Annotated in this window: 26 protein-coding genes and 5 pseudogenes; 14 read left to right on the top strand and 17 right to left on the bottom strand. The window is 60.0% G+C overall.

Annotated elements, in window-relative coordinates:
- The first annotated feature begins 241 nt into the window (after window positions 1–241).
- Window positions 242–697 (top strand): hypothetical protein, encoded by a 456-nt coding sequence (locus H9529_RS17655; protein ID WP_263399457.1) that lies wholly within the window; start codon window positions 242–244, stop codon window positions 695–697.
- 489 nt (window positions 698–1,186) lie between these two features.
- On the opposite strand, the gene H9529_RS17650 is transcribed toward H9529_RS17655, so the two are convergent.
- Window positions 1,187–1,621: a DUF302 domain-containing protein gene (locus tag H9529_RS17650; protein ID WP_092891914.1), complete on the bottom strand. Its 435-nt coding sequence runs from the start codon at window positions 1,619–1,621 to the stop codon at window positions 1,187–1,189.
- Window positions 1,622–1,790: 169 nt separating this feature from the next.
- Between H9529_RS17650 and H9529_RS17645 the strand changes: the two are divergent.
- The 12 genes and pseudogenes from H9529_RS17645 to H9529_RS17600 all read left to right on the top strand — a co-directional run.
- Window positions 1,791–2,267: pseudogene (locus tag H9529_RS17645) on the top strand (Crp/Fnr family transcriptional regulator); the annotation flags it as partial.
- Between the two features lie 163 nt (window positions 2,268–2,430).
- Window positions 2,431–3,454 (top strand): annotated as a pseudogene (locus tag H9529_RS17640) (IS110 family transposase).
- Between the two features lie 294 nt (window positions 3,455–3,748).
- Window positions 3,749–4,141, top strand: coding sequence for an IS66-like element accessory protein TnpA (tnpA, locus tag H9529_RS17635; protein ID WP_190305744.1), 393 nt, complete (start codon window positions 3,749–3,751; stop codon window positions 4,139–4,141).
- Window positions 4,138–4,200 (top strand): annotated as a pseudogene (locus H9529_RS21260) (IS66 family insertion sequence element accessory protein TnpB); the annotation flags it as partial. The gene tnpA and the pseudogene H9529_RS21260, both read left to right, overlap by 4 nt.
- A 146-nt stretch (window positions 4,201–4,346) precedes the next feature.
- Window positions 4,347–4,685 carry a hypothetical protein gene (locus H9529_RS20910; protein ID WP_223814398.1) on the top strand — a complete coding sequence of 113 codons (339 nt, stop codon included), beginning with the start codon at window positions 4,347–4,349 and terminating at the stop codon, window positions 4,683–4,685.
- A gap of 166 nt (window positions 4,686–4,851) precedes the next feature.
- A complete protein-coding gene (locus tag H9529_RS20905) occupies window positions 4,852–5,589 on the top strand; it encodes a tyrosine-type recombinase/integrase (protein WP_223814240.1) in 738 nt (245 codons plus the stop codon).
- 321 nt (window positions 5,590–5,910) lie between these two features.
- A complete protein-coding gene (locus H9529_RS21255; protein ID WP_317889650.1) occupies window positions 5,911–6,495 on the top strand; it encodes a tyrosine-type recombinase/integrase in 585 nt (194 codons plus the stop codon).
- A complete protein-coding gene (locus tag H9529_RS17620) occupies window positions 6,485–7,498 on the top strand; it encodes a tyrosine-type recombinase/integrase (protein WP_223814397.1) in 1,014 nt (337 codons plus the stop codon). The genes H9529_RS21255 and H9529_RS17620 overlap by 11 nt, the downstream gene beginning before the upstream one ends.
- A gap of 97 nt (window positions 7,499–7,595) precedes the next feature.
- Window positions 7,596–7,886, top strand: a pseudogene (gene tnpB / locus H9529_RS17615) (IS66 family insertion sequence element accessory protein TnpB); the annotation flags it as partial.
- Window positions 7,887–7,956: 70 nt separating this feature from the next.
- Window positions 7,957–9,477, top strand: a complete 1,521-nt coding sequence (gene tnpC, locus H9529_RS17610; protein ID WP_092892275.1) for an IS66 family transposase — start codon at window positions 7,957–7,959, stop codon at window positions 9,475–9,477.
- 29 nt (window positions 9,478–9,506) lie between these two features.
- A pseudogene (locus tag H9529_RS17605) lies at window positions 9,507–9,821 on the top strand (helix-turn-helix domain-containing protein); the annotation flags it as partial.
- A 49-nt stretch (window positions 9,822–9,870) separates the two neighbouring features.
- Entirely contained in the window at window positions 9,871–10,554 is a 684-nt protein-coding gene (locus H9529_RS17600) for a DUF5765 domain-containing protein (protein WP_223814408.1), read from the top strand.
- A gap of 144 nt (window positions 10,555–10,698) precedes the next feature.
- Here H9529_RS17600 and H9529_RS17595 read toward each other — a convergent pair whose 3' ends face one another.
- The 14 genes from H9529_RS17595 to H9529_RS17530 are packed head-to-tail and all read right to left on the bottom strand — an operon-like array spanning window position 10,699 to window position 22,121.
- Complete coding sequence (locus H9529_RS17595) at window positions 10,699–11,724, bottom strand: type IV secretion system protein (protein WP_092892279.1); 1,026 nt, start codon at window positions 11,722–11,724, stop codon at window positions 10,699–10,701.
- Window positions 11,724–12,143 (bottom strand): hypothetical protein, encoded by a 420-nt coding sequence (locus tag H9529_RS17590; protein WP_092892281.1) that lies wholly within the window; start codon window positions 12,141–12,143, stop codon window positions 11,724–11,726. Before H9529_RS17590 ends, H9529_RS17595 begins: the two co-directional genes overlap by 1 nt.
- 17 nt (window positions 12,144–12,160) lie before the next feature.
- The gene (locus H9529_RS17585) at window positions 12,161–13,195 is read right to left on the bottom strand and encodes an ATPase, T2SS/T4P/T4SS family (protein ID WP_092892283.1); all 1,035 of its coding nucleotides are present in this window, start codon (window positions 13,193–13,195) and stop codon (window positions 12,161–12,163) included.
- A 1-nt stretch (window position 13,196) separates the two neighbouring features.
- A complete protein-coding gene (locus H9529_RS17580) occupies window positions 13,197–14,525 on the bottom strand; it encodes a TrbI/VirB10 family protein (protein ID WP_092892285.1) in 1,329 nt (442 codons plus the stop codon).
- Window positions 14,522–15,253 (bottom strand): TrbG/VirB9 family P-type conjugative transfer protein, encoded by a 732-nt coding sequence (locus H9529_RS17575; protein WP_092892287.1) that lies wholly within the window; start codon window positions 15,251–15,253, stop codon window positions 14,522–14,524. The genes H9529_RS17580 and H9529_RS17575 overlap by 4 nt, the downstream gene beginning before the upstream one ends.
- Window positions 15,250–15,897: a virB8 family protein gene (locus H9529_RS17570; RefSeq protein ID WP_092892289.1), complete on the bottom strand. Its 648-nt coding sequence runs from the start codon at window positions 15,895–15,897 to the stop codon at window positions 15,250–15,252. Before H9529_RS17570 ends, H9529_RS17575 begins: the two co-directional genes overlap by 4 nt.
- 14 nt (window positions 15,898–15,911) lie before the next feature.
- Window positions 15,912–16,709, bottom strand: coding sequence for a type IV secretion system protein (locus tag H9529_RS17565; RefSeq protein WP_092892291.1), 798 nt, complete (start codon window positions 16,707–16,709; stop codon window positions 15,912–15,914).
- On the bottom strand, window positions 16,706–17,872 hold the full coding sequence (locus H9529_RS17560) for a lytic transglycosylase domain-containing protein (RefSeq protein WP_190305747.1): 1,167 nt from the start codon (window positions 17,870–17,872) through the stop codon (window positions 16,706–16,708). Before H9529_RS17560 ends, H9529_RS17565 begins: the two co-directional genes overlap by 4 nt.
- Window positions 17,873–17,876: 4 nt before the next feature.
- Complete coding sequence (locus H9529_RS17555) at window positions 17,877–18,095, bottom strand: hypothetical protein (RefSeq protein ID WP_092892295.1); 219 nt, start codon at window positions 18,093–18,095, stop codon at window positions 17,877–17,879.
- The gene (locus H9529_RS17550; protein WP_397544912.1) at window positions 18,092–20,494 is read right to left on the bottom strand and encodes a VirB4 family type IV secretion/conjugal transfer ATPase; all 2,403 of its coding nucleotides are present in this window, start codon (window positions 20,492–20,494) and stop codon (window positions 18,092–18,094) included. Before H9529_RS17550 ends, H9529_RS17555 begins: the two co-directional genes overlap by 4 nt.
- On the bottom strand, window positions 20,484–20,762 hold the full coding sequence (locus H9529_RS17545) for a type IV secretion system protein VirB3 (protein WP_092892297.1): 279 nt from the start codon (window positions 20,760–20,762) through the stop codon (window positions 20,484–20,486). Before H9529_RS17545 ends, H9529_RS17550 begins: the two co-directional genes overlap by 11 nt.
- A 9-nt stretch (window positions 20,763–20,771) precedes the next feature.
- Window positions 20,772–21,026 carry a TrbC/VirB2 family protein gene (locus H9529_RS17540; protein WP_263399460.1) on the bottom strand — a complete coding sequence of 85 codons (255 nt, stop codon included), beginning with the start codon at window positions 21,024–21,026 and terminating at the stop codon, window positions 20,772–20,774.
- Between the two features lie 56 nt (window positions 21,027–21,082).
- On the bottom strand, window positions 21,083–21,709 hold the full coding sequence (locus H9529_RS17535; protein ID WP_397544914.1) for a lytic transglycosylase domain-containing protein: 627 nt from the start codon (window positions 21,707–21,709) through the stop codon (window positions 21,083–21,085).
- Window positions 21,710–21,761: 52 nt separating this feature from the next.
- Complete coding sequence (locus H9529_RS17530; RefSeq protein ID WP_092892325.1) at window positions 21,762–22,121, bottom strand: hypothetical protein; 360 nt, start codon at window positions 22,119–22,121, stop codon at window positions 21,762–21,764.
- A 308-nt stretch (window positions 22,122–22,429) separates the two neighbouring features.
- Between H9529_RS17530 and H9529_RS17525 the strand changes: the two genes are divergently transcribed.
- Window positions 22,430–22,588, top strand: coding sequence for a hypothetical protein (locus H9529_RS17525; RefSeq protein WP_370743895.1), 159 nt, complete (start codon window positions 22,430–22,432; stop codon window positions 22,586–22,588).
- A 298-nt stretch (window positions 22,589–22,886) separates the two neighbouring features.
- On the opposite strand, the gene H9529_RS17520 is transcribed toward H9529_RS17525, so the two are convergent.
- Complete coding sequence (locus H9529_RS17520; protein ID WP_092892301.1) at window positions 22,887–23,249, bottom strand: sll1863 family stress response protein; 363 nt, start codon at window positions 23,247–23,249, stop codon at window positions 22,887–22,889.
- A 102-nt stretch (window positions 23,250–23,351) separates the two neighbouring features.
- Window positions 23,352–24,818 (bottom strand): aldehyde dehydrogenase family protein, encoded by a 1,467-nt coding sequence (locus H9529_RS17515; RefSeq protein WP_092892303.1) that lies wholly within the window; start codon window positions 24,816–24,818, stop codon window positions 23,352–23,354.
- Between the last annotated feature and the right edge of the window lie 15 nt (window positions 24,819–24,833).

Genomic DNA, 24,833 nt, shown 5'->3' with positions numbered 1-24,833 from the left:
TCGGGGGCCCAATCTGGTCGGCGTGATGTATCCATGGTGCATGACCGCCATCCACAATGTGAAGACATGCATCAGGGATGACTTCGGCGGCTTGAGTGTCAAGTAAGGTGCCCGATTACGGCAAGGCCCAGACCGGGAGCAGATTCTTAAGGTAAGCTGGGATCTGATAGAAAATCACGGATCTAACCTGAAACTGACAGATGTGGCGGCCAAGGCGGGCGTCTCACGCCAAGCGATATATTTGCATTTCGGTGACCGGACAGGTCTGCTGCTTGCAATCGTCCGGCATATGGACGAAACGCTCGACCTCGGCAGCAAGCTCGCGCACGTACGTGCTGCGCAGGACGGTGCTGAACTCCTTGAGCGTGCCATGCGCCTCAACACCCGGTTCTGGTCAGCGGTGTTTCCGGTCGCCCGGATTCTGGAGGCCGCACAGAACGACGATCCTGCGCTGGGTTCGGCATGGCGAGATCGCATGAAGTTTCGCCAACAAAGCTTTTTGGGAATGACCGAGCAGATCGCCAGCTTGGGTGACCTTTCATCGGCGTGGGACATCAACGAAGCGGCAGCAGTTCTCTACGCGACAGCTTACCTCGATACGTGGAGGGAACTTACTCTGCATCTTGGCTGGACCGAGGATGAGTATGTCGCGGCGATGACCCGACTGCTTCGCCAGGCTCTTCTTCGCCGATCCTGAGACATGCTTCTACGCGCCAAACCTTGTCATTTCTTCGCAGCGGTCAAGTCAGAACGGCCATTCGCTCGAAGTGCAGCAATCCGCAAATTGGGCTCTTTGCCGCCATGCGGTGGCGCAGCAATCAGCGTTGCTGCCGGGCTCTGAGATCAGCCTTTCGCTAACCCCCCGGACTTTTCGGCGAAACATCTGCAAATGAACGGGTTTGCCGAACGACCAAGATGATCGTGTGCCGTTCGCGGTCTGGCAACGGGCATTCACGCAAAGAGCGGCGATACATTACTAAGAGCCCGAAGCGGAGGTTCAATTTCTTCAACGGCTGCTGCCTCGCTCAAGCCAATGTCGCTCCTTCGGATCGATCAGACTTGAAATGGTCTCGTCATAGAAGGCCGAAATCGGATCCGGTCAAAATGCCTTGGGCCACGGGCTATAGAAGGGCCCGTGGCATCGTTTTCAGAGGGCATTCTACTTGGGGAATGTCAGTTAAAGACTTCAGTCGATGGCCTTGTTGATCAGCATTCGCAAGGTGTCTTCCATTTCGTTCACGTAGTCCGCCCTAACGTTGATGCTCATGCCATCGAACATATCGGTCACGTCTTGATAGGCGATCTGAGTGTCGCCATCTGGGCCATGATAGACCAGCACGCGCAGAGGCAGCATCAATCCCGTCTGAATGTCGCCCTGCATCGCGGCCGTGTCAACGACCGGGTTGCCAAAGATCAGCAGTTGGGCCGGTGGAAGTTCCATCTCCACGCTGTTGGCCTCGGCAGCGTAGTCGATCCGGGCATAGACCTTGGCCCCGGCCTCTCGCACCGCAGCCTCCAGCGCGTCCATGGCGGCTGGAACATACTTCGTCGTTTGAACGGTCATCACCTCGGCCATGGCCGGGGTCGCAAGCGTCATTGCAAGCAGGGTTGCGCGGATCATGAGGATTCCCTCTTCAACTTATGTTTTGCATTCCATTAATCCGACAAAAAGAGTCAGATGGCTGTTCCGACCTCATAGAACCAGATTCTGCAAGGCGCACTGATCGACATCAGTTGGCGGTGGTTTTTTTCTGATAAGATTGCAGACTTGGTCGTTTACAGGGGGATACATCATCGAAACGAAACCGCTTGTGCGCAAACTGGGTGCGTTTGTCGCTCTATCAGATGTTGAACTGTCCGTGCTGGATGGTCTGCACAAGCGTCGGCGTACCTTTGTCGCCGGACGCGATTTGGTACATCAGGGGCAGTCGGATCAGGCGGCTTACATTCTTATTTCTGGCTGGGCCTGTTCCTATAAACTTTTGGCAGATGGCCAGAGGCAGATTATCGACTTCCAGATTCCAGGCGATTTTCTCGGGTTTCGCAGCGTGGCTTTGCACATCTCGGATCACACGATCGAACCCGTTACCGACATCGAAGTAACGGAAGTTCATGTCTCAGATCTTATGAAGGCGTTTGCTGACACGCCCCGGCTGGCAACCGCTGTCCTTTGGGCGACATCTCGTGACGAGGCTATGGTCGTTGAGCATTTGGTCAATATCGGTCGTCGTGACGCAGCCGAACGAACGGCACATTTCCTACTGGAACGTATGCGTCCGGTCTGACTGCCCTGCTCGAACGGAGGAGTGGGTGATAGTGTCCACCATCGGTAGATGGGATGGTTGCCGCCCTCCCCGACGGCATCGCAATGTGCCAACATGTCGGTAGTGAAACCACATATGAAGCGGAGAGGACGGCAAAGTGAATGATATGATAATCGGCGTAGATTTGGCAAAGTCCATTTTCCAGGTTCACGGGGCGTTGATGGCGACCGGGGAGATCCAGTTCAAAAAGAAGCTGACGCGTGAACAGTTCCGTGTGTTCATGCCGAAGCTGGCCCCGAGCGTGGTTATCTTCGAAGCCTGCGGCAGCGCGAACTACTGGGCAGGCCAAATGGAAGCGATGGGTCATCAGGCCAAGCTGATCGCTCCGCAGTTTGTTCGGCCTTTCGTGAAGCGCCACAAAAAGAATGATGCAGCCGACGCAGATGCGATCATCATCGCTGCGCGCCAGCCTGAGATGCTGTTTGTCACGCCAAAGACGGTTGATCAGCAGGCGCGGGCTGCCTTGTTCCGGGGCCGGGAGCGATTGATTAGGCAACGCACAGAAGACGTGAACGCTGTTCGTGCAATTCTCTATGAACACGGTCACGTCTTTCCAATCGGCATAGGGCACATCAAGCGCATGCAAGACTTGGTTGAATCAGAGACCTGCGACTTGTGCGGCATCGTCCGTGAAGAGTGTCGGGACCTTCTGGCACAGATCGCAGAGAAGACGGCGCGCATCACATCGCGTGACGGGAAACTCAAGGAACTGGCCGCTCAGTCGGATACGGCGCGACGCGTGCAAACCCTGCCCGGAGTCGGGCCATTGACGGCTCTGGCCGTTGAAGCCTTCGCGCCCGACATGTCTCAGTTCAAGAGAGGGCGACTTTGCGGCCTGGCTGGGTCTTGTCCCACGCCAACATTCTTCAGGCGGCAAGGAACGACTCGGCCGGATCTCCAAGGCTGGACAGGCCGATATCCGTCGGCTTCTGATCATTGGTGCAATGAGTCGGATTATCGGCCGCGCGCGCCATAAGATACCGGCGGAGAGCTGGATCGGTCGCATCTTGGAGCGGAAGCCGAAGCTTCTGGTCGGGATCGCGCTTGCGAACAAGATGGCGCGTCAGATCTGGGCGATGCTGACGAAGAACGAGGATTACAGAGATCCGACGCTGGCGGCTACGGCATGAGCTACATGTCGTAATCAGCCAGAGTCGGGGCCAAGGGGAGTGTGAGAAGACGACGACCTGAATGGGCACAATGATCGAACAGATCTGGGTCAGGAAAACCAGTTGTCCACTATGCGCTTATAGCGCGCTCGATAGATTTGGACCTGATCCGCAGATCACCATCCCGGCCCGCGGCTTCTGGAAATGCCGCACAACGAGGCCTGAAAGAAGTTCGCACTCGATCACACGCCAAGACTGTCAAAACTTCTTGCATTACGGGCGGCAACCAAAGAAGTGGACATCTTGAGGTTGGTGATGGCGGGGAAGAAGGGTCAGAAGAAGCGGCTTTGGTCTGACGACGAGAAGCGTTCAATTTGCGAGCAAACATTGAATCCGAGCGTTTCAGTTGCGCAGGTTGCGCGGCGCTATTCGATGAATGCGAACCTGATTTTCAAATGGCTGAAGGATGCTCGGTTTGCACCGATAGAGGGCGCGGCTCTTGAAGGGGTTTTCCTTCCCGTTGAGATTGACGGTTCGCCGATGGAGAGTGCCACCTCTGGGCAAGAATGCAGCGCAGCGGACAATCTCGGCTCTGCGGCTTCAGCACAGCGCGTAGACATTACCCTGTCGGATGGCCGGCGCATTCTCGTGGAAGGTCCGACGGGGCTGTCGTCGGTTCTGCGCCTTGTGCAGGGGTTGATGGCATGATCCCAGTGCCGAGCAACACGCGGGTTTGGTTGGCGGCGGGCGTGACAGATATGCGGCGTTATGCAGCGGCCACGATTATGCGGAGTCCTTCGCGACGAGGGCAATTTTAGGCATTAATTGCAGGATAATAAAATATCTCTGCAGGGCGACAGCGCGGCATAATCTAAACTTCCCAAGCGCCATTCTGGCACATGGGAGAGTAGATATGAACGTCATCAAAAGACAGGCCCCGGCACCAAGGACCATGGACGCGGGCGAACTGACGCCGTGGGTCAACCAGTTTGCTGAAGAACTCACTTTGCTGAGGTACTCACCGCTGACCATCCAAGGCTACACCGATTGCGCTCGCCATTTTGCCGCGTGGCTTGCAATTGAGAAGGTCGAACTCGGTTTCATCGACCACGACATTCTTGGCCGGTTCGCCAAGCATCGTTGTCGTTGCGGGGGCACACGGCGAGCCGTGCCCTGCTCGACTGGCTATCTTAACCGTGTTCATCGTTTTATCTCGTTTTGCCAGACGTGGCATCATCGCTCCTCTGGCTGAGGCCGTCGCAAACTCCGTTGACCCTCTGGTTGGCGATTTCCAGGAATGGCTCCTGCGACATCGAGGCATTCGCGAACAGACAGCCGTACGACACGGGAGAATGGTCATGCGGCTTCTCCCGTCACTGGGATCGGATCCGCACGCTTATGGCCCAGCTGGCATCCGAATGGCTATTCTCAACGAAGCCCAACACTGCTCCGTAGTTTACACCAAGACAATGATGACCGCACTGCGCGGATATTTGCGCTTTCTGGCAGCGTCCGATCGCTGTCGCCCTGGTCTTGAACACGCCGTGCCACGCATTCCGCAATGGCGACTATCATCATTGCCGCGCTATCTGTCACCCGATCAGGTCGAACGTGTCGTGGCGTCCTGCGATCTTCAAACCAGGCGGGGTATTCGAGATCGCGCGATTCTACTCCTCCTTGCCCGTCTCGGATTGCGGGCGGGCGACATTTCGGAGATGCGACTTCAGCACATTGATTGGCGTTCGGGAACCCTGCGTGTCAAGGGCAAGGGACGATCCGAGACTCTTTTGCCTCTACCGCAGGATGCGGGCGATGCCGTGCTCGGCTATCTGAATGACGCTCGGCCAGCTGTTGACGACGACCGCATGTTCCTGACAGTAACCGCGCCATTTCGGCCGTTTCATGGTTCTCCGTCTATTTCTCAGATCGTTTCTCATGCTTTGACGCGCTCTGGCATTGAGGATCCGCCATCACGCGGAGCGAACTTGCTACGCCATTCGGCAGCTACACACCTGCTCCGAAGCGGTGCCACTTTGCAGTCGATTGGCGCGGTTTTGCGACACAAGTCCGTGGAGACCACGGTCCTATACGCCAAAGTCGATGTCATCATGCTGGAGCGGATCGCACAACCGTGGCCGGGAGAAGTGTCATGCTGACCGACGATCTTTCGCGCTACGTCGCGCTTCACGAGGCGATGGGTTTCAAATTCCGAACGCAGCGGATCTTGCTGCGCATGTTCGTGACCTACGCTGAGCATCACGGCGACGGCATGGTCAAAAGCGATCGAGTCATCGCATGGGCAATCCAGGCACCTTCTCCCGAACAACGACGCAACCGGCTGCTTACGGTACGCCGGTTCGCGATCGCGATGCACGCCGAAGATCCCGGGCATGAAGTGCCGGCGGCTGACGCGTTGGTCGAGGGTTATTTCGGCGGAAGCAGCCATATATCTATTCGGCCGAGGAGATTGAGGTCTCATGGTCGCGGCGGCTTCGCTTGGTCCGATCGGTACGCTTCGACCGCTTACTTATTACACATTGTTTGGGTTGCTCGCCGCGACCGGAATGCGGATATCCGAAGCGCTGGCTTTACGACTTGGCGATGTCACCGACGACGGACTGGTCATCGCCAGCACCAAGTTCAAGAAGAGCAGGCTTGTTCCGATTCACAGCACGACCCGTGCGGCAATCGATCGCTATCTCTCCGCTCGTTTGTCGATCATCGGGGAGACTACCGCGCTGTTCTTATCCAACGAAGGTACTCCGCCGCGCTACGACACGGTCAGTGCGATCTTCCGGAAAATTTCGCGCAAGATCGGATTGAGGGGTGCTCCGGGACAGCCGGGACCGCGTATCCACGACATGAGGCACAGCTTCGCCGTGAGATCGCTGGAACAATGCCCATGCGACAACGACGCCGTATCCCGCCACATCCTCGCTCTCAGCACGTATCTCGGCCATGCGCATGTTCACGACACTTACTGGTATCTTCAGGCCATACCAAGCTTGATGGCGCAGATCGCAGATATTGCCGAGACCTTCGACCGGACAGGTGCAGCATGACCGCGCTCGCACCCGCTCTTTCCCGGTTTCTTCGAGAACACCTGCCTCGCGATCAGCGCGCCAGCCGCACACCTGTGACGCTTACGCCTATAGCTTTCAATTGCTCGTCACCTTTGCTGCGCGGCAGCTCCAAAAGGCCCCATCGCAATTGGAAGTAGAAGATATCGGGGTGCCAATGATCCTATCCTTCCTCGAGCATATCGAACGGGATCGCGGCAACTCGGCTCGATCCCGTAATGCTCGATTAGCGGCCATCAAATCGTTCTTCCGATTCTTGGAGTATCGTGTGCCGGCTTGCCTTGATCAGTCGCTTCGCGTCCGGGCCATCCCAATAAAGAAGACCGACCAGACGCTAGTCGCTTCGCTGACAAGGGCTGAGATTCAGGCGCTCATCGACGCGCCCGATCCCAAGACCATTTACGGTGCCCGAGACCGCGCAATGCTCCACCTCGCCTTCTCGGCGGGCCTGCGGTTTCCGAGTTGGTCGGACTGCAGCTCGATCAACTCGAACTCCGAAGTCCGGCCACTATCACGTCATCGGCAAGGGGCGGCGAGAGCGCGTGCTGCCACTGTGGAAGGAGGCGTCATTGCGCTCAAAGCCTGGCTTGCCGTCCGCCAACAGCGACAAGATGGAGCGCTATTTCTCAACGCTGCGGGCTTCGCGATGACCAGATCCGGGTTCGAATATATCCTGGCCAAACACGTGATCACCGCCGCCCAATCTTTTCCATCAATTGCGGCAAAGCGCGTGACACCTCATGTGTTGAGGCACAGCTGTGCCCAACACATGCTGCGCGCCACGCGCGATATTCGAAAGGTGGCGCTGTGGCTAGGCCACGCCAATCTCCAAAGCACCGAGGTCTACTTGCGCGCTGATCCGAACGACAAGCTCGAAGCCTTGGCGGCCGCAAGCTCCCCGACCCTGCAGCCGGGTACGTTCTCGCCGCCGGACAAGCTCATTGCCATGTTGAAGGAGGCACGCCGCTCAAATTATGCTGAGTGACAATTTTCCGATTCCTCAGCGATCTTTGCTTCGTCGCTGAGGACTCCACATAATCATGGCCGCCGCATAACGCCGCTTATGTGCTGCAGCACATAAGCGGCGCGGGTTCAACACGCTGGCGGCGCAAACCGAGCGACTGCTGGCCGAGGATCCGTATTCGGGACATCTGTTTGTGTTCCGTGGCCGCCGGGGCGATCTGTTAAAAATCATTTGGTGGGATACGCAGGGCACCTGTCTTTTTATGAAGCGTCTTGAGAAGGGACGGTTTGTCTGGCCCGCCGCCAAGGACGGCAAAATTTGCGTGACAGCCGCTCAGCTGGCGATGCTTCTGGAGGGGATCGACTGGCGCATGCCACAAAGAACCTGGCGGCCGCTACAGGCTGGATAAGTCATAATAATATAGGGTTTAAGCCTCTTTTGGCGTTCCGTTCGGCTGGCTGATCAGATATAAATTGCGCATGCGCGATACCTTCAAATCCCTGCCCGAAGACCCCACCGAACTGCGGGCTATCAGCGAGCTGATGGCAGCCGAGATCAAGTCTCAGGCCTACCAGATCGAGAAGCTGAAGAAGGAACTGGCGGCACATCGCAAGGCCCGTTTCGGGGCCAAGTCCGAGAGCATGGATCAACTGGCTTTCAACCTGCAGGAAGACGCCGAGATCGAAGCGGCCGCCAAGGCGCAAAAGGCAGCGCCCGCAGACAACACGGACCAGCCCGCGCCCGCCAAGCGCACCCATAATCGCGCCCCACTGCCTGACCACCTTGAGCGCCAGGAAGAGATACTCTCGCCCGGCGATGCCTGTGGCGATTGCGGGGGCGCGCTCAAGCAGCTCGGCGAGGATGTTACCGAAGAACTGGAATATGTCCCCGGCCATTTCATCGTGAAGCGGATTGTGCGGCCGCGCATGGCCTGCACCTGCTGCGAGGCTTTCGCCCAGGCCGAGCTGCCCTCGCGCCCGATTACGCGCGGCCGCCCGGGGCCGGGTCTTCTGGCACATGTGTTGGTCGGTAAATATTGCGATCACCTGCCGCTTTATCGCCAGTCCGTGATCTATTCCCGGGACAAGGTTGATCTGCATCGCTCCACGCTGACCGATTGGGTCGGGCGATCCACGGCCCTGCTCGAGCCCCTGGCCGACCATATCGGCAAGCTGGTGCGGGCCGGACCGGCGCTGTTTGCTGATGACACCCCCGTCAAGATGCAGATCAAGGGCAAGACTGGAAAGGCCCAAACCGCACGGCTCTGGAGCTACGTGCGTGATGAACGCCCCTGGCATGGGCAGGCGCCGCCCTGTGCGTGGTATCAGTTCAGCGTGGATCGCAAAGGCGAGCACCCATCAACACATCTCGCTGGGTATCAAGGGGTCGTGCATGCCGATGGCTTTACAGGGTTCAACGGTCTGTTCGGCGATGGAAAGGCCAGCGAGCAGGCCTGCATGGTTCATGTCCGCCGCAAATTTGTCGAGGTCTATGATCGTGAGGGATCTGCCATCGCCGAAGAAGCGATCAAACGGATTGCTGCCCTCTATGCCGTGGAAAAAGAGGCGCGCTACAAGCCTGTCGAGGAACGCGTTGCCGTGCGGCAGGAAGAGGCAAAACCGGTCTTCGAGGAACTTGAAGCATGGCTTCAGCTTCAGTTGCCCAAGATTTCCGGCAAATCGATACTGGCAGAGGCTATCCGCTATGCGCTGGGGCGTATGCCGAAGGCTCGAGCATATCTCGATAACGGGCAGTTGGAATTGGACAACAATATCTGCGAGCGCTCAATCAGGCCAGTGACTCTTGGCAGGAAAAACTACCTCTTCATGGGGTCGAAGGGGGGCGGTGACGCCGCCGCTATCGCCTACACGCTCATTGAAACCGCCCGGATGAACAATGTCGATCCAGAGGCTTGGCTTCGCTGGGTGCTCGCCCGCATCGCAGATCACAAAATGAACCGCCTTGAGGATCTCATGCCGTGGAAATGGGCGGCGGAATAAGTCAACACCAGTCAGACCGGACGCATACACTGGAACTTGGTGCTCGACTTTCCCTCGTCGGCATGGGGAGCAAAGCGGGTTATGCTTGCCCTCTCAGTCAGTACCTTATGGCAGATGCGCTGGGGCTAAGTGCTGTCCACGTCAATCGGGTTCTGCGCACGCTGCGCGAATCTGGAATGGTGACGTTTCGTGATGGCTTCGTCACGTTTGATGATTATGACAGCCTGGTCGGATTCGCTGATTTCGAGCCGACTTATCTGGATCAGATCGGACCGTTACTGGCATCAGTTAGCCACCCACTTGCAGTGCCTTCAAAACCTGCTCCGCGGCGCCTGCAGGCGTGACAGCCGGGGGGTATTGATCATGTGTTGGAGTGCATCGGTTTCGGTAGCAATGGTGGCAGTTGGCGGCGTAGCGGTTGCAGTGACTGCGATACGAGGTGAGCCGAAGGCGATCTGGATCACACTTGCCTTTTTTACCCTGATGGAGGGGTTGCAGGCCGCCGGATACGCGGTCGTGGATGAATGTTCCAACCCTGCCAACATATCGATCACGACGCTCTCCTATCTGCACATTGCGATCCAGCCCTTGTTTATCAACGCCTTTGCTATGGCTATCGCGCCAGCCGCGGTTCCCGACTGGCAAAGGCGCAGTGTGTATGGCCTTGCTGCAATCGCCACCGGGTTTATGCTGCTGAAACTGGTTCCGCTGGAGGCTTTTGGACCCTGCACACCCGGCTCGCCAATGTGCGCCCTGCAAACATGCCTGATCTCGGGCGACTGGCACATTGGCTGGATCTTGCCACTGAACGGCTTGATGGAATGGGGCGGCTCATACCTGCCTATCAATGTCTATTTCCCGGCCTATTTCCTTGCCGTCTTTGCCCTGCCACTTTGGTATGGTGCGTGGCGCTTTGCGCTTTTTCACCTTTTGATGGGGCCATTCATGGCCTTCATGCTGACAACAAATCTCAATGAACAACCCGCGATCTGGTGTCTGTTCTCGATCGGTATCATCGTGATTTCGCTGAGCCCGTTTATTCGGGTTCAGGTAATGGGCGCGCATCAACCCGCATAACGGTTATCAAAGGGCAGGTTTCCGCTGATGAACCCGGAAGCTGCTGCGGCGTCATAGCGAATGTTGCGCCTGCAGCGAATGGCGAGTTTCCACCTACATTGTGATCCTTGGTGGAAGATCTTGTGAACGGCAGTTCATCAATTTCTACCTTCCCAACCGCTTCGCCCGTTCCGCCATCCTGACCACCTGCGCACTGGCGGTCGTAGCGACCGCTCGAACAGCCGCTGGACTCTGAACAACACCTCGCCCAATCGCCTCTCCAGTGGTCAGCGCGCCGATCCTAGATCTGCCCTTTACGCCGGCGGTATTGAACAGCCCTCGCATTGCCCCGGCCGATCCACCAACCACCGCAGGCGCTGCGGCCACCATCAGGTTCCCTGAGATCCCACGCACAATCAGTGGCGTCGCCGCAACAAACCCCTTCGCGAGGAAGATCATCACGAAGAACGGCACCAGCGCCCCGATGTTGGACGCGGAGTTGGGATCACCGAGTTGTGCGAGGAGAGAATTCGACATGCCGACCACGGTCGAGAACATGGCGGCGATGACGATTGGGTAGAAGGCATAGCTGATCGTCGTCGAGACCCAGCGATGGAAAAAGTCCTTGGTTGCATCGAAGAGTGAGAGCGCGATCATTATCGGCGCGAGGCCGAGCATCAAGGTCAGCATCATCTTGGCAAAGATCAGCACGATGCCGGTCATGAAGCCGAGAAGACTGAGCAGGATAAGACCGATCCCGCCGAGGATCGCCCCTGTCATCCAGTTCAGGTTGGCGCCGATGGCGTTCAGATACTGGCTGAACTTTTCGATCAGAACGTCAAATTCGCCTGCGAAATGTGTGGCCCCTGCCCCACCACCTCCAACCGACGAGATCAGCGCACCGGCGATATAGTCCAGCCCGCCGATGACAGCGGTCGCGACAGCGTTGAAGTTGGCCCAGTTGAACGCGAAGAGGCCTATCAAAGTCAGTTTGACGAGATACCAGAAGAACGTGGCGCCATCCATGCTGCGGAACTGGAACGCCATATTGATGCAGACCCCGATTAGGGAGAGCGTGACCATCAGCAGGACGATTGTGCCGGTATTGCTCGCGACCGCCCCAAACTGGGACTCCGCGGCGTCAGCAAGAAAGCTGTCAGCCGTTCCAACCATCCAGCTGACAACGCCCATTACCAGTTGCCCTGAGCTTCGCAGGTTTCACGGACCATCGGCTGAAGTTGTTTGCGTTTCGCGATCCATTCGAGGCGTAGCGCTGTGTGTTCGCCCTGAGCGAGACCTTCGTATTGCTGCCGGTATTCGTTGTCGGCGCTGTCCCATGCCGGAAATCGGGTGTCGCATGAGCAGTCACCAGAAGCCGTAATCTCTTCCCATGCGCGAATTTCATAGAGCTCCATCATTGACGTTGCCCGATACGCCTGCCGCGGATGGATCTCATCCATCCATGTCGGGCGTGCGGGGCGGTCGTTGCAAATCCGGTACTGCTGGGGTGCCATGTCGACGGTGAGATCATTGGTCACCTGTGGCGAGGTCTGGGCCACGAGTGGCCCGGCCAGCGTGAGGAGAGCAAGAGCGAGGGTGGTCTGACGCATGGATTGTCCTTTTCTGATTATTCGGCAGCGAGAGAGGGCTTTTCGGTGTTGCTGTCCCCTGTCCCGACCGTGCTGGAATGCATGCTTTGGCCCGGTAGGAAGAATTCTGTGATGCCGCGCGCGCCGTCATGGCGACCGGCCTGGATGATGACGTCGATCGAGCCCTCGATATAATCGACCATATCGGCATAAGTCATCGGCACTTGCGCCTTGAGGGCGGCGATGGCGAGGCGACGTACCGCAAGCTGTGGGGTTTCGGCGTGAAGCGTGGTCAGCGAGCCGCCATGGCCGGTGTTGATCGCCTCCAGGAAGGTCATGGCCTCGCGGCCCCGCACCTCGCCGAGCACAATCCGGTCGGGCCGCATGCGGAGTGTCGAGGCGAGAAGCACGTCAGCGCTGCGAGCCTCCGCATCCCGGTCGGCGATCAACGTCAGGGAATTGGGCTGTTCGGGGCGCAGCTCGGCCGCCTCCTCGATGGTAATGATCCGCTCCTCGGGGGGGATCAGCGCGAGGATTTTGCGCGCGGCCACGGTCTTGCCGGTGGATGTGCCGCCCGAGACGATCATGTTGAGCTTGTTCTCGACGCAAAAGCGCAAGGCAGCGTCGATATCACCAGAGCCAACCACGTCGCGCAGGGTCCGGTTGCGGTCCCGCCGCAGGCCTTCGAGACTGCGCTCCTTCCCGTAGAGGAACCCAAGCTTGATGGCTTCGAGCGGCAGGGTTGAGAAGAAGCGCAGCGAGATCGAAAATCCGCCCTCAACGGCTGGCGGCTGAATCACCTGCGCGCGGATCGGGCGGCCCCGATAGAGGATACTGACCGAGACGATGGGCTTCTTGGTGCTGAGCGTCGTGGAGGCGGCCGACGCGATCTGATTGCCCAGATCCTTGATTTCAGTCTGGCTCAGCGGAGCCCCAAGCCCGCGCATGAAGTGATCGCCCTGGAATTCGCCCCAGACCTGACCGTCCGGGTTGATGCAAATCTCTATCACATCCTCACGCTGGGCAGCGGCGCCGAGCCTGTTCAGCGAGGCTTCGAGGTAACTGGCGGCCATGTCAGAAGACCTCCAGGTCGCGGTCGACCATGACGGTGATCCTTGTGCCCTGGTCGACATAAATCACCGGGCGGATCGCGAGATAGTCCTGCATGACGCTTTGGGTGCTGTCGCGCAGATCTGAGCCCACGTCGCTGGCAATATCGGCCGCCGCCTCATCCTCGATCTGGCCCGCAGCAGCAGCCGGCAGTGCCCCGATCAGTGAAATCAGCGCGGCCGAGCCAAAACGCTGCGTAAAACGTGTGTCGACAAAGCCCGTCGTGCCAGAACGACCGAGCTCGTCACCGCCGAAAGCGCTGATCTCGATGGTCTGGTTATCGGGCAGGATGATCCGGTCCCAAGCCACCATGACGCGCGACTGCGCCAAGGCTACGTCCGAGCGGTAGCGCCCGATCAGACGGGCCCCGCGCGGAATCAGGACGCGGGTGCCATCAAAGGAATGCACATCTTCGGAGACGATGGCGCGGATCGCGCCCGGAAGTGTGCTGTCCAGCGCTGTCTCCGTCACGGCCTGGATCATCGTGCCCTGGATGACGGTGTTGGCGGGGTTTGCGATCACTTCCGCCCGGGTCACCGGTGCGGGTCGGGCGCCCGCCCGCACGAAGGCCTCATCGGCATTGAGAGCCGCGGCTTCCAGCGCATCCTCACGGTTCGCGCCTGCCCCCATGCCGGAAAACGCGATCATCGGCGAGGCGATGCGTTCGGCGCGGGCTTCGGCCTCGGCAAGTCGTCGACGCTCGAGTTCGGCCATCCTGAGGTCTTCCTCGCTGTCGCCGATGCTCGCAGGCTCGGGCGGGGCCAGCCGCGCCAGTTCGAGATCCATGCGCATCTGATCCAGCTCGCGGTCGCGTTCTGTCAATTGGCGTTCCAGCGCGCGCTGCGCTTGCGCGGAGGCGCTCTGCAGGTCGGCGATCTGGGCCGTCAGGTCGGCGATAGCCTGCTCCGCCCCGCTTCCAGAGCCTTCCGCTGGGCGGGCGCGAAGATCTGCCAGCTCAGCCTGCAAGGTTGCGAGGCTTTCCATCAGGGCAAGCTCGGTCTCGGACGGACCGGTCTCAGCGGGCGATGGCGCCGGTTCCGGTTCGGCCACACGCACCGGCACCAGATCCCCGAACCCCGACCCGGTGGTCTGGAATTCATCGGGGGCCGCCGTCTCCATTGGGGCAGATGTTTCTGGCTGCAAGGCCGCCCATGCGATGCCCCCGACAGCGACAATGCCTGTAACGCCGAGTATGGCTGCGAGAGGTGACCGGCGCGCACGCCCCGCCTTCTTACCGGCAGTACCTTCCAGAGCGGCCAGCCGTGCGGCGAGATCTTCGGTGTCAGTGCTCATGATGCAGGCCCAGTGCTATCCTGAATGCAAACCTCATCTTCGCCGAGTCGCAGCACCCATTGCCGGTTCACCCCTGAGACGCGGATCACGCCGTCGGCCTGTGCGGTGCTGTTCACCGCGCGCTCGGCACCGTTCGCGTAGCGGAAAATCGCCGGAACCGGCGCGTTGCGCGCAAATCGGAAGTAGGTGAAGGTGCCATCGTCCCAGACAGCCGTGGGGGTGAACTCTTTCTGGCTGCTCACCGCGTAGTTCGCGTTGGGCGCGTCCGCTGCCACGGCCCGGGTCGGCGGGGTTCGGGTTTCCGGATAGCGGAACTGGACGACGTAATGCGGCGTCTCGCGCGCCTCGACCACATGGAAATAGTAAGAACGGCGGTTGGTATAGACGGTGATGTTGGTGGCCACGCCCGAGGCCGTGGGCTTGATCGCGAAGGCGCGCCCACCAGGCACCCCGTCGAACTGGAAGCCGACCGTGTCACCTGCAATGATTGACTGGATCGTCTCGCCGGTCCCGAACTCGACGGTGGTGACACGAGTCAGCGTCGTGACGACGCGGTAGACCTGTCCCTCAGCCCAGGTCGCGATGCGGACCCGGTTATCGAGAGGGCCTCTGCGCGGTGTGTTCTCGGCCAGGGCCGCGCTGGCCGCGATGCAGAGTGCTGCCACGCCGAGAAGCAGACGACAGAATGAGCGCAGACTGGAGATTGTTGCTGGAGGACGAATGATCATTCGGAACGGTCCGATCGGATGGCATATTGGGTGACGGTGAAGCCGAAGGGGTTCTGCCAGACATCGTCGATCGAGCGGGTCTGTTCTGGCTGGAAGGTGAACATCAGCGTGGCGGTGAACGATCCGTCCTGCGCGCCCTGCGGGCTGGTCAGACGCTTTCTCAGACGCACCTGCGCTCGGTTGTCGCCGATGAGGGTGATCGATGCTATCTCGACCGCCATCTCGGCCGAGGGTCCGTAACGAGTGGGCGGATAGCTTTCCTGCCCCGAGGTCCACATGGCGCGCATGCTGGCCTCGGCGGCACCTGTTGATTGCGCCAGCACCCGGCGGACGCGCAGATCGTTGTCGAGCTGGTTGTAGGCCTCGCGCTCGAAGATGTAGCGATATATCTGTGCCTCGATCACGGCGGGCCGCTCGGCCAGCGACACGGCCGCGACCGTAGCATTCGGAAGCGCCATGCCGGTTTCCGGGTCATAGGGCACGACCACAGGCAGCGGCGCCTTGATGCTCAGCGCGACGGTCGCCGCGGCGAGGCACCCCAGCACGCCGAAGCCTGCCCCACCAAGCCCGATCCTCTGCCAGAGTCGCTCGCGGCGCAGCGCGCCATGGACCAGTTCTTCCTCGACGATCTCACGGGCGCTCATATCTGTCACCCCACTCACGGGTTCAGGCTCGGCAAGGTGAAGTCCATGTAGCGGCGCTCTTCGGCAATGGTCGCGGCATCGACGACACCGGCATTGCCTGCGCCGAGAGTCTGGATCGCCTCCAGCTCCCACATGCGCGTCATGGCGATGGCGAGTTCCGCCGTGACACGGGTGTTGTGGTCCATCGCGGCCTTCAGATCCTCCATTTCCGGGATCATGGTGACCAGCCGTTCGACACGTTCAAGCGACAAGGCTGCCTCGGCATGGCTGTTCTGGGCAGCGGCCGACATCACAGCACCAGTGGTCGCACGTGTGGCCACGCCCACAGCGCCGGGATTGCCGCTGGTGGCAATCTCGTTCAACGAGTCTTCGTCGAAACCCGCACTGGCCAAGGCCTGTTCCATCTGCGTGCGCATCGGACCTGCAGTTGGCCCGAGCAGGTTACTCCAGTCCCCTTGCTGGATGCCGCGGATCAGGCCCGGGATGTCTTCGAACTTTGCATCGAGCAGCCCGTCGAGCCCGTCCCCCATGACAAGGCCCAGAATACTGCGCGGTCCGGTCAGCGAAGCATACATCTGATTGAGCTGGTCGAGTTGGTTCTGCACGACCTCGAGTTGCGCCAGCGCGTTGTCCAAGAGGTCGGTCTGGATCCCGAAGTCCTGCAGCATCTGCTGCAGCTGGCGGATTTCCTGGGCGATGTTCTGGGTGTCGACAGTAGGCACGCCTTGTGCGGTGACGGGGCCAGCGAAGGCAACGGCAAGCGCCATCGTCGCGGCGCTGTTGAAAACGGAACGGGTAAAGCGCCGGATCATTGCAAACTCTCCTGGGTAAAATCCATGAACTGCCGCTCTGCGGCCTGGCCGGCCGCCATCGCGATCTGCTCGTCGCTCAGCGGTTGGGTGTGGGCGGCCTTGATGCGGGTGCGGATCGCGATCAGCCGGGCAAGCTCGGCGCGGGCATAGGTGTTGAGGGCGATCGACTCATGCAGGTCCTCGGTTTCGCCGATGCTGGTGATGATGTCCTGCACCCGCAGGGCAGCGGCCTGCACCGAGATCAGCGAGTAGTCGCCATAGACGCCCGCGCCATGGGACGAGAGGCTGAAGCTTGCATTGGCCAGAAGCACCGGATCGATCGTGCCGAGTGCATCGATGCCGCCGACGGCGGCGAGGTAGCTGTTGTATTGCTGCGGAATCACCACGACGTAGTGTTGGGTTTCCGCGAAGGGCGGCACGCCACCATATTCTTGCACCCGACCCGGCCCGGCGTTGTAGGCGGCGAGCGCGTGGATGATGTTGCCATCGAACATGTTCAGCATCTGCGCGAGATATCGCGCGCCGCCGGTGACCTGCAGATAGGGGTCGTCGTAATAGCCGGGATTGATGCCGAGATCGCTCGCCGTGCCGGGCATGATCTGGGTGAGACCAAAAGCGCCGACAGGCGAGCGTGCGCCGATCTGGAACCGGCTTTCCTGCCAGATCAGCGCCTGCAGGAGGCAGCGCCATTGCACGAGCGAGAGTCCTGCCCGGCTGATGCCCGGCAGACTGTGGGTGTCGCGGGCTGCGCGGATGATCAGCTCCTCGATTCCCTCCCGGGCATCTCCGAACATCCGCGCCGCAACCGGGTTGTTGTCCGCAGGTGCGTAGAGGCTGGCGGCTGCACTCTCGACGCCAGCTACCGCCCCCTGTCCTGCCTCCAGCCCCGCAACAGTGCCCGCGACATCACCTGATCCGAGGGTCATGGCATCCATCAACCCTTCCAACGAGGCGAGTTGTTGACGTTCGATCTCGGCCAATTCCTCTTCCCGGGTCTGGCGTTCCTGTTGCAGCGCCAGATCGCGGTCGGTCTGTGTGAGGATCGCCTGTCGTTCTGCGAAAAGCCGCAGATCAAAGGTCGGCACACCCTGTGCAGCGACCGGTCCCGCAAAGGGACCGGCGAGCAAGAGCCCGACCATCGAGAGAGGGAGCCAACAGCGCATGGGGTCAGCCGCCCGCGCCCAACATCACGAAATCGCAAGCGGTGTCCCGCCGCGTGACCTCTGCACTCATTGTGGAGATCGTCGTGGTTGTCCCCGAGGTATCGGGCGCCGTACCACTGCGGAAGTTGAAGCAGTTGGCCCGCGGGGAGTTGTGCTGGGCGCAGGCGGTGAGGGTTGAGACAAGGCCAAGGAGGACAAGGCTGCGGAGTGTGTTACGTGTCATTTCAGTCTCCAGAAATCGGGTCTGTCGCGGTAATCGGCGCCTGCGAGGGCTTCGCCCTTCTCCATGCCGCCAAGGATGGTCACGAGCGGGCCGAGTGCTGCGAGATCGGCATCGATCACCACCGAACCGCGGTCGTCGCGCACAAGGGCAAGCCGTGATGCGGAGCCAACGCCCAACAGCACATCCAGCTCCTTTTCGCTGAGCCCCAGCATGGCGTAATCAGCGGCAGAGGCGCGGATGTTGGGTAGCAGCACCTGCGTCGGCACGGCTTCGACGATGGTCTTGCCGGTGCGGGTGCGCTCGAGCTGGCTTGCGTATTGGGTCATCATCACGACGACCGCGTTTTGCTTGCGGGCTGTGACCAACCAGTTGCTCAAGCGTTCCGCGAAATACGCATTGTCGAGCGCCTTCCAGGCCTCGTCGATTACGATGATGGTGGGTTTGCGGTCTTCGATCACCCGCTCGACGCGGCGGAAGAGGTAGGAGAGAACCGCCATGCGCTCCCGTTCACTTTCGGAATCGAGGATGCCGGTCAGATCGAACCCGGCGATGTCGCTATCGAGGCTGCCTTCGAGACTGAAGTTGTCCTGCGCGTTGGCCCCGAAAATCCAGCCATACCGGCCATCCGGGGTCCATTCCTGCATGCGTTCAAAGAGATCGCCCTCATCATCGGTGGAGACCAGCAACGAGGCGAAGTCCGACCAGTTGCGCAAACCGGCATTCCCGGCGCTGGCGTTCTGACGCACGACTTCCTGCAGACGGTTGGTTTGCACAGGGGTTAAAGGCCGGTCGCGGCGCTCCAGCAGGCTTGCCAGCCAGTCAGAAAGCCAGGCCTGACCGCGGGCATCAATCTCGGTTTGGAGCGGATTGAGCCCGGTGGGCCTTCCGGCGCGCACTGTCGAATAACTGCCTCCGAGCGCGCGCACGGCCATCTCCATACCGGCGCGGTAGTCAAAGACGAAAAGCCGTGCGCCTGCGCGGCGCGCCATGGTCATGAGAAAAGCCGCCAACACGGATTTGCCGGACCCGGGACGGCCCAGGATCAGAGTGTGCCCGCCAGTTGGTTCACGATCCGGCGCACCCTGTTCGTGGAAGTTGAAGCGGAACCCGCTGCGCTCGGGTGTCGGAAAGAGCGCGATCGGTACACCCCAGGGCACTTCCGACCCGGTCTTGCCGAGTGGCGTGCGGTGGAAGGTCGCGAGGTCGGCGAAATTGTGGTTGGTGATCGCCGCCTTGCGGCTGCGCGCCCCAGTATTCCCGGGATGCTGGGCCATGTAATGCGCCCGTGCCCCGAAGGCCTCAGAAATCAGGTTGATGCCGGAAGTGGCCGAGATGTTGCGGATCTCGGCGGCAATATCGTCGAGCGCCTCTCGCGATCTGGCATAGACCGCGACACTCATGTGATGTTCGCCAAAAATAAGCCGTTTGGATTCCAGATCATCCCGGGCAAGCTCCAACTCCTCCGTCAGGCTGACCGCGCCGTCATTGGCCGCCTGCATCAGCCGGACGTGGCGTTTGATGCGCCCGGCCATGATGTTGCTGTTGATCGGCACGAAAGAATGGGTGACCACCATGTCCACGGGCAGGTTCAACTCGTCGAGCATCAGGCTGTCGGTCTTGGCCGGGTAGTTCTTGACCGCAAAGATTGCGCCGAACTTTTCGCCAACCGCGCCGTCGGACAGTTGGATTGTGGTGCCTCGGAACGTGACGCGGGTGTTGGCCACATCTTCTGCGATCACGCCAAGACGCGAGCGCGGATAGAGCGGGTGCTCTTCTCCGGTATTGAGACTGCCGAGGAACCCCAGAAGTTCGCCGGTTTTTGCCGACAGCAGGCGCGGTTTCAGCTCATCGAAGCTGGACAGAAGAAAGCCCACGACTTCGTCGAGTTTGCGCATCCTTCGCGTGGTATCTGCGGCCAGCCTCGCCTTTGATGCACCAAGACCGAAGGGGATCCGACTGCCCGCCTCGGGGCGTTTCAGGACCGAGAGCGTGATTGTCTTGTCGCGCAATCCGGCCCGCCCAAGATGGGCGCGCCAGCGCCGATCGATCTCGGCCGCGAACCCGTCGCCCGTCATTGGTGGAAGGGTCACATCGACCGCCTTCGAGACCTTGTGCAGGTAGAAGGAAAACTCTGTGCCGACCTGCGCCACGATCCCGGCAAGAAGTGCGCCGATCCGGTCTAGATGCGCGTCCTCATTGGTGGTGCTATTCACCCCCTCGAGCCGGATGCACTGCATCAGCTCGTTGCCCCGGGTGCGGATGGTGCTGTCGGTGACAAGGCTGACGTAGGGCAGCATCGACGAGAGCCGCTTTTCGCCCTTCACCCATGCGGGCAGTGCCGTCAGCGGATCCAGCGCCGCGCCGTGTTCATCAACGTCCATCAGGCTGTCACGGGGCATAACTGTCGCCTCCATGCAGCTTGCGGTTCTTCGTGGGAGGGGTTTCCTGCAAGGTGATCACCAACACATCGAGGAAGTTCGGATCCCAGTCCGCAGCCTTCCAGAGCACGGGCCAGGCCAGCCCCGCACCCAACGCCACCAGCCCGCTCTGCACCCAGAGGAACAGAAGCGTCGAGCCGAACAGCCAAGCCATGGCATACATGATCGGCAGGCCCATGAGCTTGGGTGGCCTCAGAAGGCCGATGAAGACGCGGGACTGGTCAGCCATAATGAGACCTCAGGTCGTCCAGATCGCGGCGACGATGGTCGGGGCTGCGGCGATGCCGGCGATGGCCACGACCACCCAGAGCGCTTGGCGGAAATCCAGGACGCCGAAGAGCCAGGACAGGAATACCCCGATCAGGGCGAGCGTGCCGATCACGATGCCGAGCGGCCCGGTGATCGCATCGACAATGCCCTGCAGGAGCGTCTGGACTGGTGAAAGATCGATGCTCTGTGCGAGTGCAGGCCCTGCCAGCACGATGAGGGCCATCGCGCCGAGCGCGACGATGGCCCGCGTGCGCAGCACGCATTGATTGTTTTTGGAAGTCACGAAAGGTCTCCTCTCAACCGCTGGAACACGGCCGTCACACGGGCCACATGCCCTTGGGTTTCGGTGTAGGGGGGAATGCCGCCATGGCGGGTGACCGCCTCGGGTCCGGCATTGTAGGCCGCAAGTGCCAAGGGTCCGTCGCCGAACTGCTCGAGCATCATCAGAAGGTAGCGGGCCGATCCGTCGAGGTTTTGCGCCAGATCATGCGGATCGACGCCGAGATCGCGGGCGGTGCCGGGCATGAGCTGGCCGAGACCGATGGCGCCGACAGGACTCAGCGCTGCCGGATTGTAGGCGCTCTCGACCTCGATATTGGCGCGGTAGAGCAGCGCCCAATCGGTGACCGACAATCCTGCACGGCGAAGGCCAGTGTGGCCTCCGTAGCGCAGAGCAGTTGTCTCGATAGCGTGCAGAATTTCCGGAGAGGCGCGCAGGGCACGAGGCGCTGATGCGGCGAGCGCGACCGAGGCTTCGCCGCCTTCCGGCTCGGCAAAGAGGAAGAGCCGGTCCGTCTGTGCCTCATCCGTCTCTGCAAACGAGCGCAATGTGCCCTGCTCGGATGAGGCGGAGACCAGTCGGCCATCCGGGCCGACCGAGAAGATGAAACCATCTGCAAGGGCCAGAGGCGTTGAATAGACGCCTGTGCCGAGTACAATGACGAGCGCTAATGCGCGGTCAGTCGCCCTTGACCAGTACCGGGCCGGAGTGCGGCTCAGGCCCACGACCGGGAGCAGCGTGGCGCATCCGTCCGCCCTCTTCAAGCGGAATGCTCGCGGTCTTGCAGCCCATGTCCGCAAGGAAGCTGACAAGGCCGACGATGGTCTTGAACTCGCGGATCTTGAGATAGCTGCGGCTGGTAACGAGCATCTTGTCGTCACGTCCATCTTCATGGACGGCACGGATAACCCATGTGCCGTACCAACTGTTGTGGCGCTTTTCGGCCTCTTCCTTGCAGACCACCTCGATGAGGTAGCCATCGGCCAGGAGGCCTCGCAATCCGTCTTCTGTAACCACATTCGGGGCTTCTTCTATCATGTCCACTCCCGGGGCCTCCTCTTCCTCAGAGTATCGGCCCGCGGGATCATTTCCACACGGTCGATACAATACAACATAAATGATAGCAAGACAATAATAACGACTTGACGAAGATCGCCTTGCTCCGATAACGGTGATAGCGGACAGACACGTAATCATAAAGACGGCAAAGGAGTTTTGTCCTGCACATTTTCCGTGCGTGCAACACAACGTTGGCGCTGGCGTTCCTGATTGGAAGCACGCCAGTGCCTGCGTCGGCGGATTGTGTTCGCCCCGAGCGACCGTTCCTGCCCCAGTCCCAAGACGACATGCGTACCTACGCTGACCTGATCCGGGGGGATTTCGAGGCCTACATCGCTGATGTTCAGGACTATTTCCGTTGCGTCGATGAAGAGCGCGCCCGCGTGTTCAGTGAGGCGCGGGATGTAAGTGAGGACTACGAGCGCTTCTTGAGCGCGCTAGAGTAACGGTGACGAAAGGATCGGACGAAACCGAGCGTTGAACGATTTTGGGCACCTTTGAAGAGTGATATTCCCTTTGAGCCTTTACGGGCGAACGAGCCGTGGAACAGATTAGAAACCAGCGTTTTTCAACAGAATATGTGCGGTTTAGACGTTCGCAAATGCAGCACAATATCGAGACAGGGTGACGCAGACGCGGTTAGGCGCGGCTATCGAAGACCACCCGAGAATGACTTAAAGATGACCTCCTTGGTCAAGGCTTGCCTTTGCTTCGCCCAAATGTCGGACAAAAGCGAAGTGACCGCTAGGAAGACTTATGGGGCAAGGCTTCGGCATCTCCTGTTTCATCACGCGTCAAATCCGCAGAAGGCGCCGGCTCGATTTCGATCCGTTTCCAGGCGCGGTCCATCGCCTGGCGCATCTGACCTTGCGCGGTTTCGATGTCAGGTTTCATGTCCTTCCACGCATCGCCTTTGGCCTCGTGCAACTCTTGCAAATACATCTCGGCCCTTCTCTGATAACCGGCAAGATCTTCAATTTCTGTCATGAGCTTGATCCGGGTAGCGCCATGCTCATCTTCCACTTTGGCGCGCAATCTGCCGACAATGGCGGTCCATTCGTCAAGCTGGGTTCGCAGATCGGCTTCAAACGTTTCTTTGCGTTCCATGTCAATTTCCCCTTCATGTTCCGGCCAGACCGGCTTAAATTTCGTTGTTCTTTCTGTGCCACCGCTCAAGCAGAACACTCAGACCCGCATGGCGGCGTTTCCTCAGAATGGTAGGTCACGCAGCTTGCGCTGCACTGTGATCCATTGATCGGTGGTGAAAGCCTCAATCGCCCAATCGCCATTGAAACGTCCGATGCCAGAATTGTTCTCGCCGCCGAAGGGCGCATTGGGTTCATCATTGACGGGCTGATCGTTTATATGCGCCATGCCGGTGTTCATCCGGCGCGCAAAGGCGGTCGCACGCTCGATGTTTGTGGAATAGACTGCACCGGAAAGCCCGAATTCAGTGGCATTCGCCAGTTCCAGCGCATGGGCTTCGTCGCGCGCCTTTAATATGCCGACGACCGGGCCGAAGATTTCCTCGCGGGCCAGTTCCATATCCTCGGTCACACCCGAGAAGACATGCGGCGGGATGACGTTGCCCTCGACCTCGCCACCCAGCACAAGGGTCGCGCCGTCTTCTGTCGCCTTGGCGATCTTGTCCCTAAGGCTGGAGAGCTGCTTCGCGTTGATGATGGGGCCAATGGTGGTGTCGGTATCAGCCGGATTGCCATATTTCAGTCCGCGCGCGCGTTCAGCGAATTTTTCGACGAACACATCGTGCACCGTAGCGTCAACGATGATGCGGTTTATCGCCATGCAGATCTGCCCCTGATGCAGGAACTTGCCAAAGATTGCAGAGGCCACCGCGTGATCAAGATCGGCATCATCCAGCACGACAAACGCACAGTTGCCGCCCAGTTCCAGCGCCAGGCGTTTCAGATGCTCGCCCCCGCCACCCTTTTGCGCGATGCCGCGCCCGACAGGCGTGGACCCGGTGAACGAGATCAGCTTGGGGACCCTATGTTCGACAAAAGCATCTCCAATGTCCGACCCTGCCCCGATGACAACGCTCAAAAGCCCTTCGGGCAAGCCGGCCTCCTCAAAAATCTTGGCGATCAGCAACCCGCCGGTAACGGGGGTGTCGCTCGCCGGCTTGAGCACCACGCCGTTGCCAAGCGCCAATGCCGGAGCGACCGAGCGTTGCGACAGGTGCAGCGGGAAGTTCCACGGGCTGATGACGCCCACCACACCCAGCGGTTTTCGGTAGACGCGGCTTTCCTTGCCGGGGATGTTGGATTGCAGGATGCGCCCTTCACTACGCGACGGAAAGCTGGCGGCTTCCTCGGTGATGGCGCGGGCCAGGCCCCACTCCACCTCTGCCTTGACGCGGGTAGAGCCGGACTCGCGGATCAGCCAATCGACTATTTCATCGCGTCGCGCATCGAAGATCGCCACCGCCTTGCGCATGACACCGGCACGTTCGCCTGGCATCTTTTCGGCCCAGCCAACCTGCGCCTTGCGGGCGGCGGCATAGGCGATATCCAACTCGTCCTGTCCGGCCATATCAATAGAGGCCAGCAGATCGTTATTGAAGGGGTTGCGGCTTTCCAAAGTGCGGCCCGTGCTACCTTTTTTCCATTTACCTGCAATGAATTGCAGATCGAGATCGGTGTATGTGTCGGACATCTTGTCAGACCTTTC

This window comes from Roseicitreum antarcticum (assembly GCF_014681765.1).
Classification (GTDB): domain Bacteria; phylum Pseudomonadota; class Alphaproteobacteria; order Rhodobacterales; family Rhodobacteraceae; genus Roseicitreum; species Roseicitreum antarcticum.
This window is presented reverse-complemented; position numbering and strand designations above follow the sequence as displayed.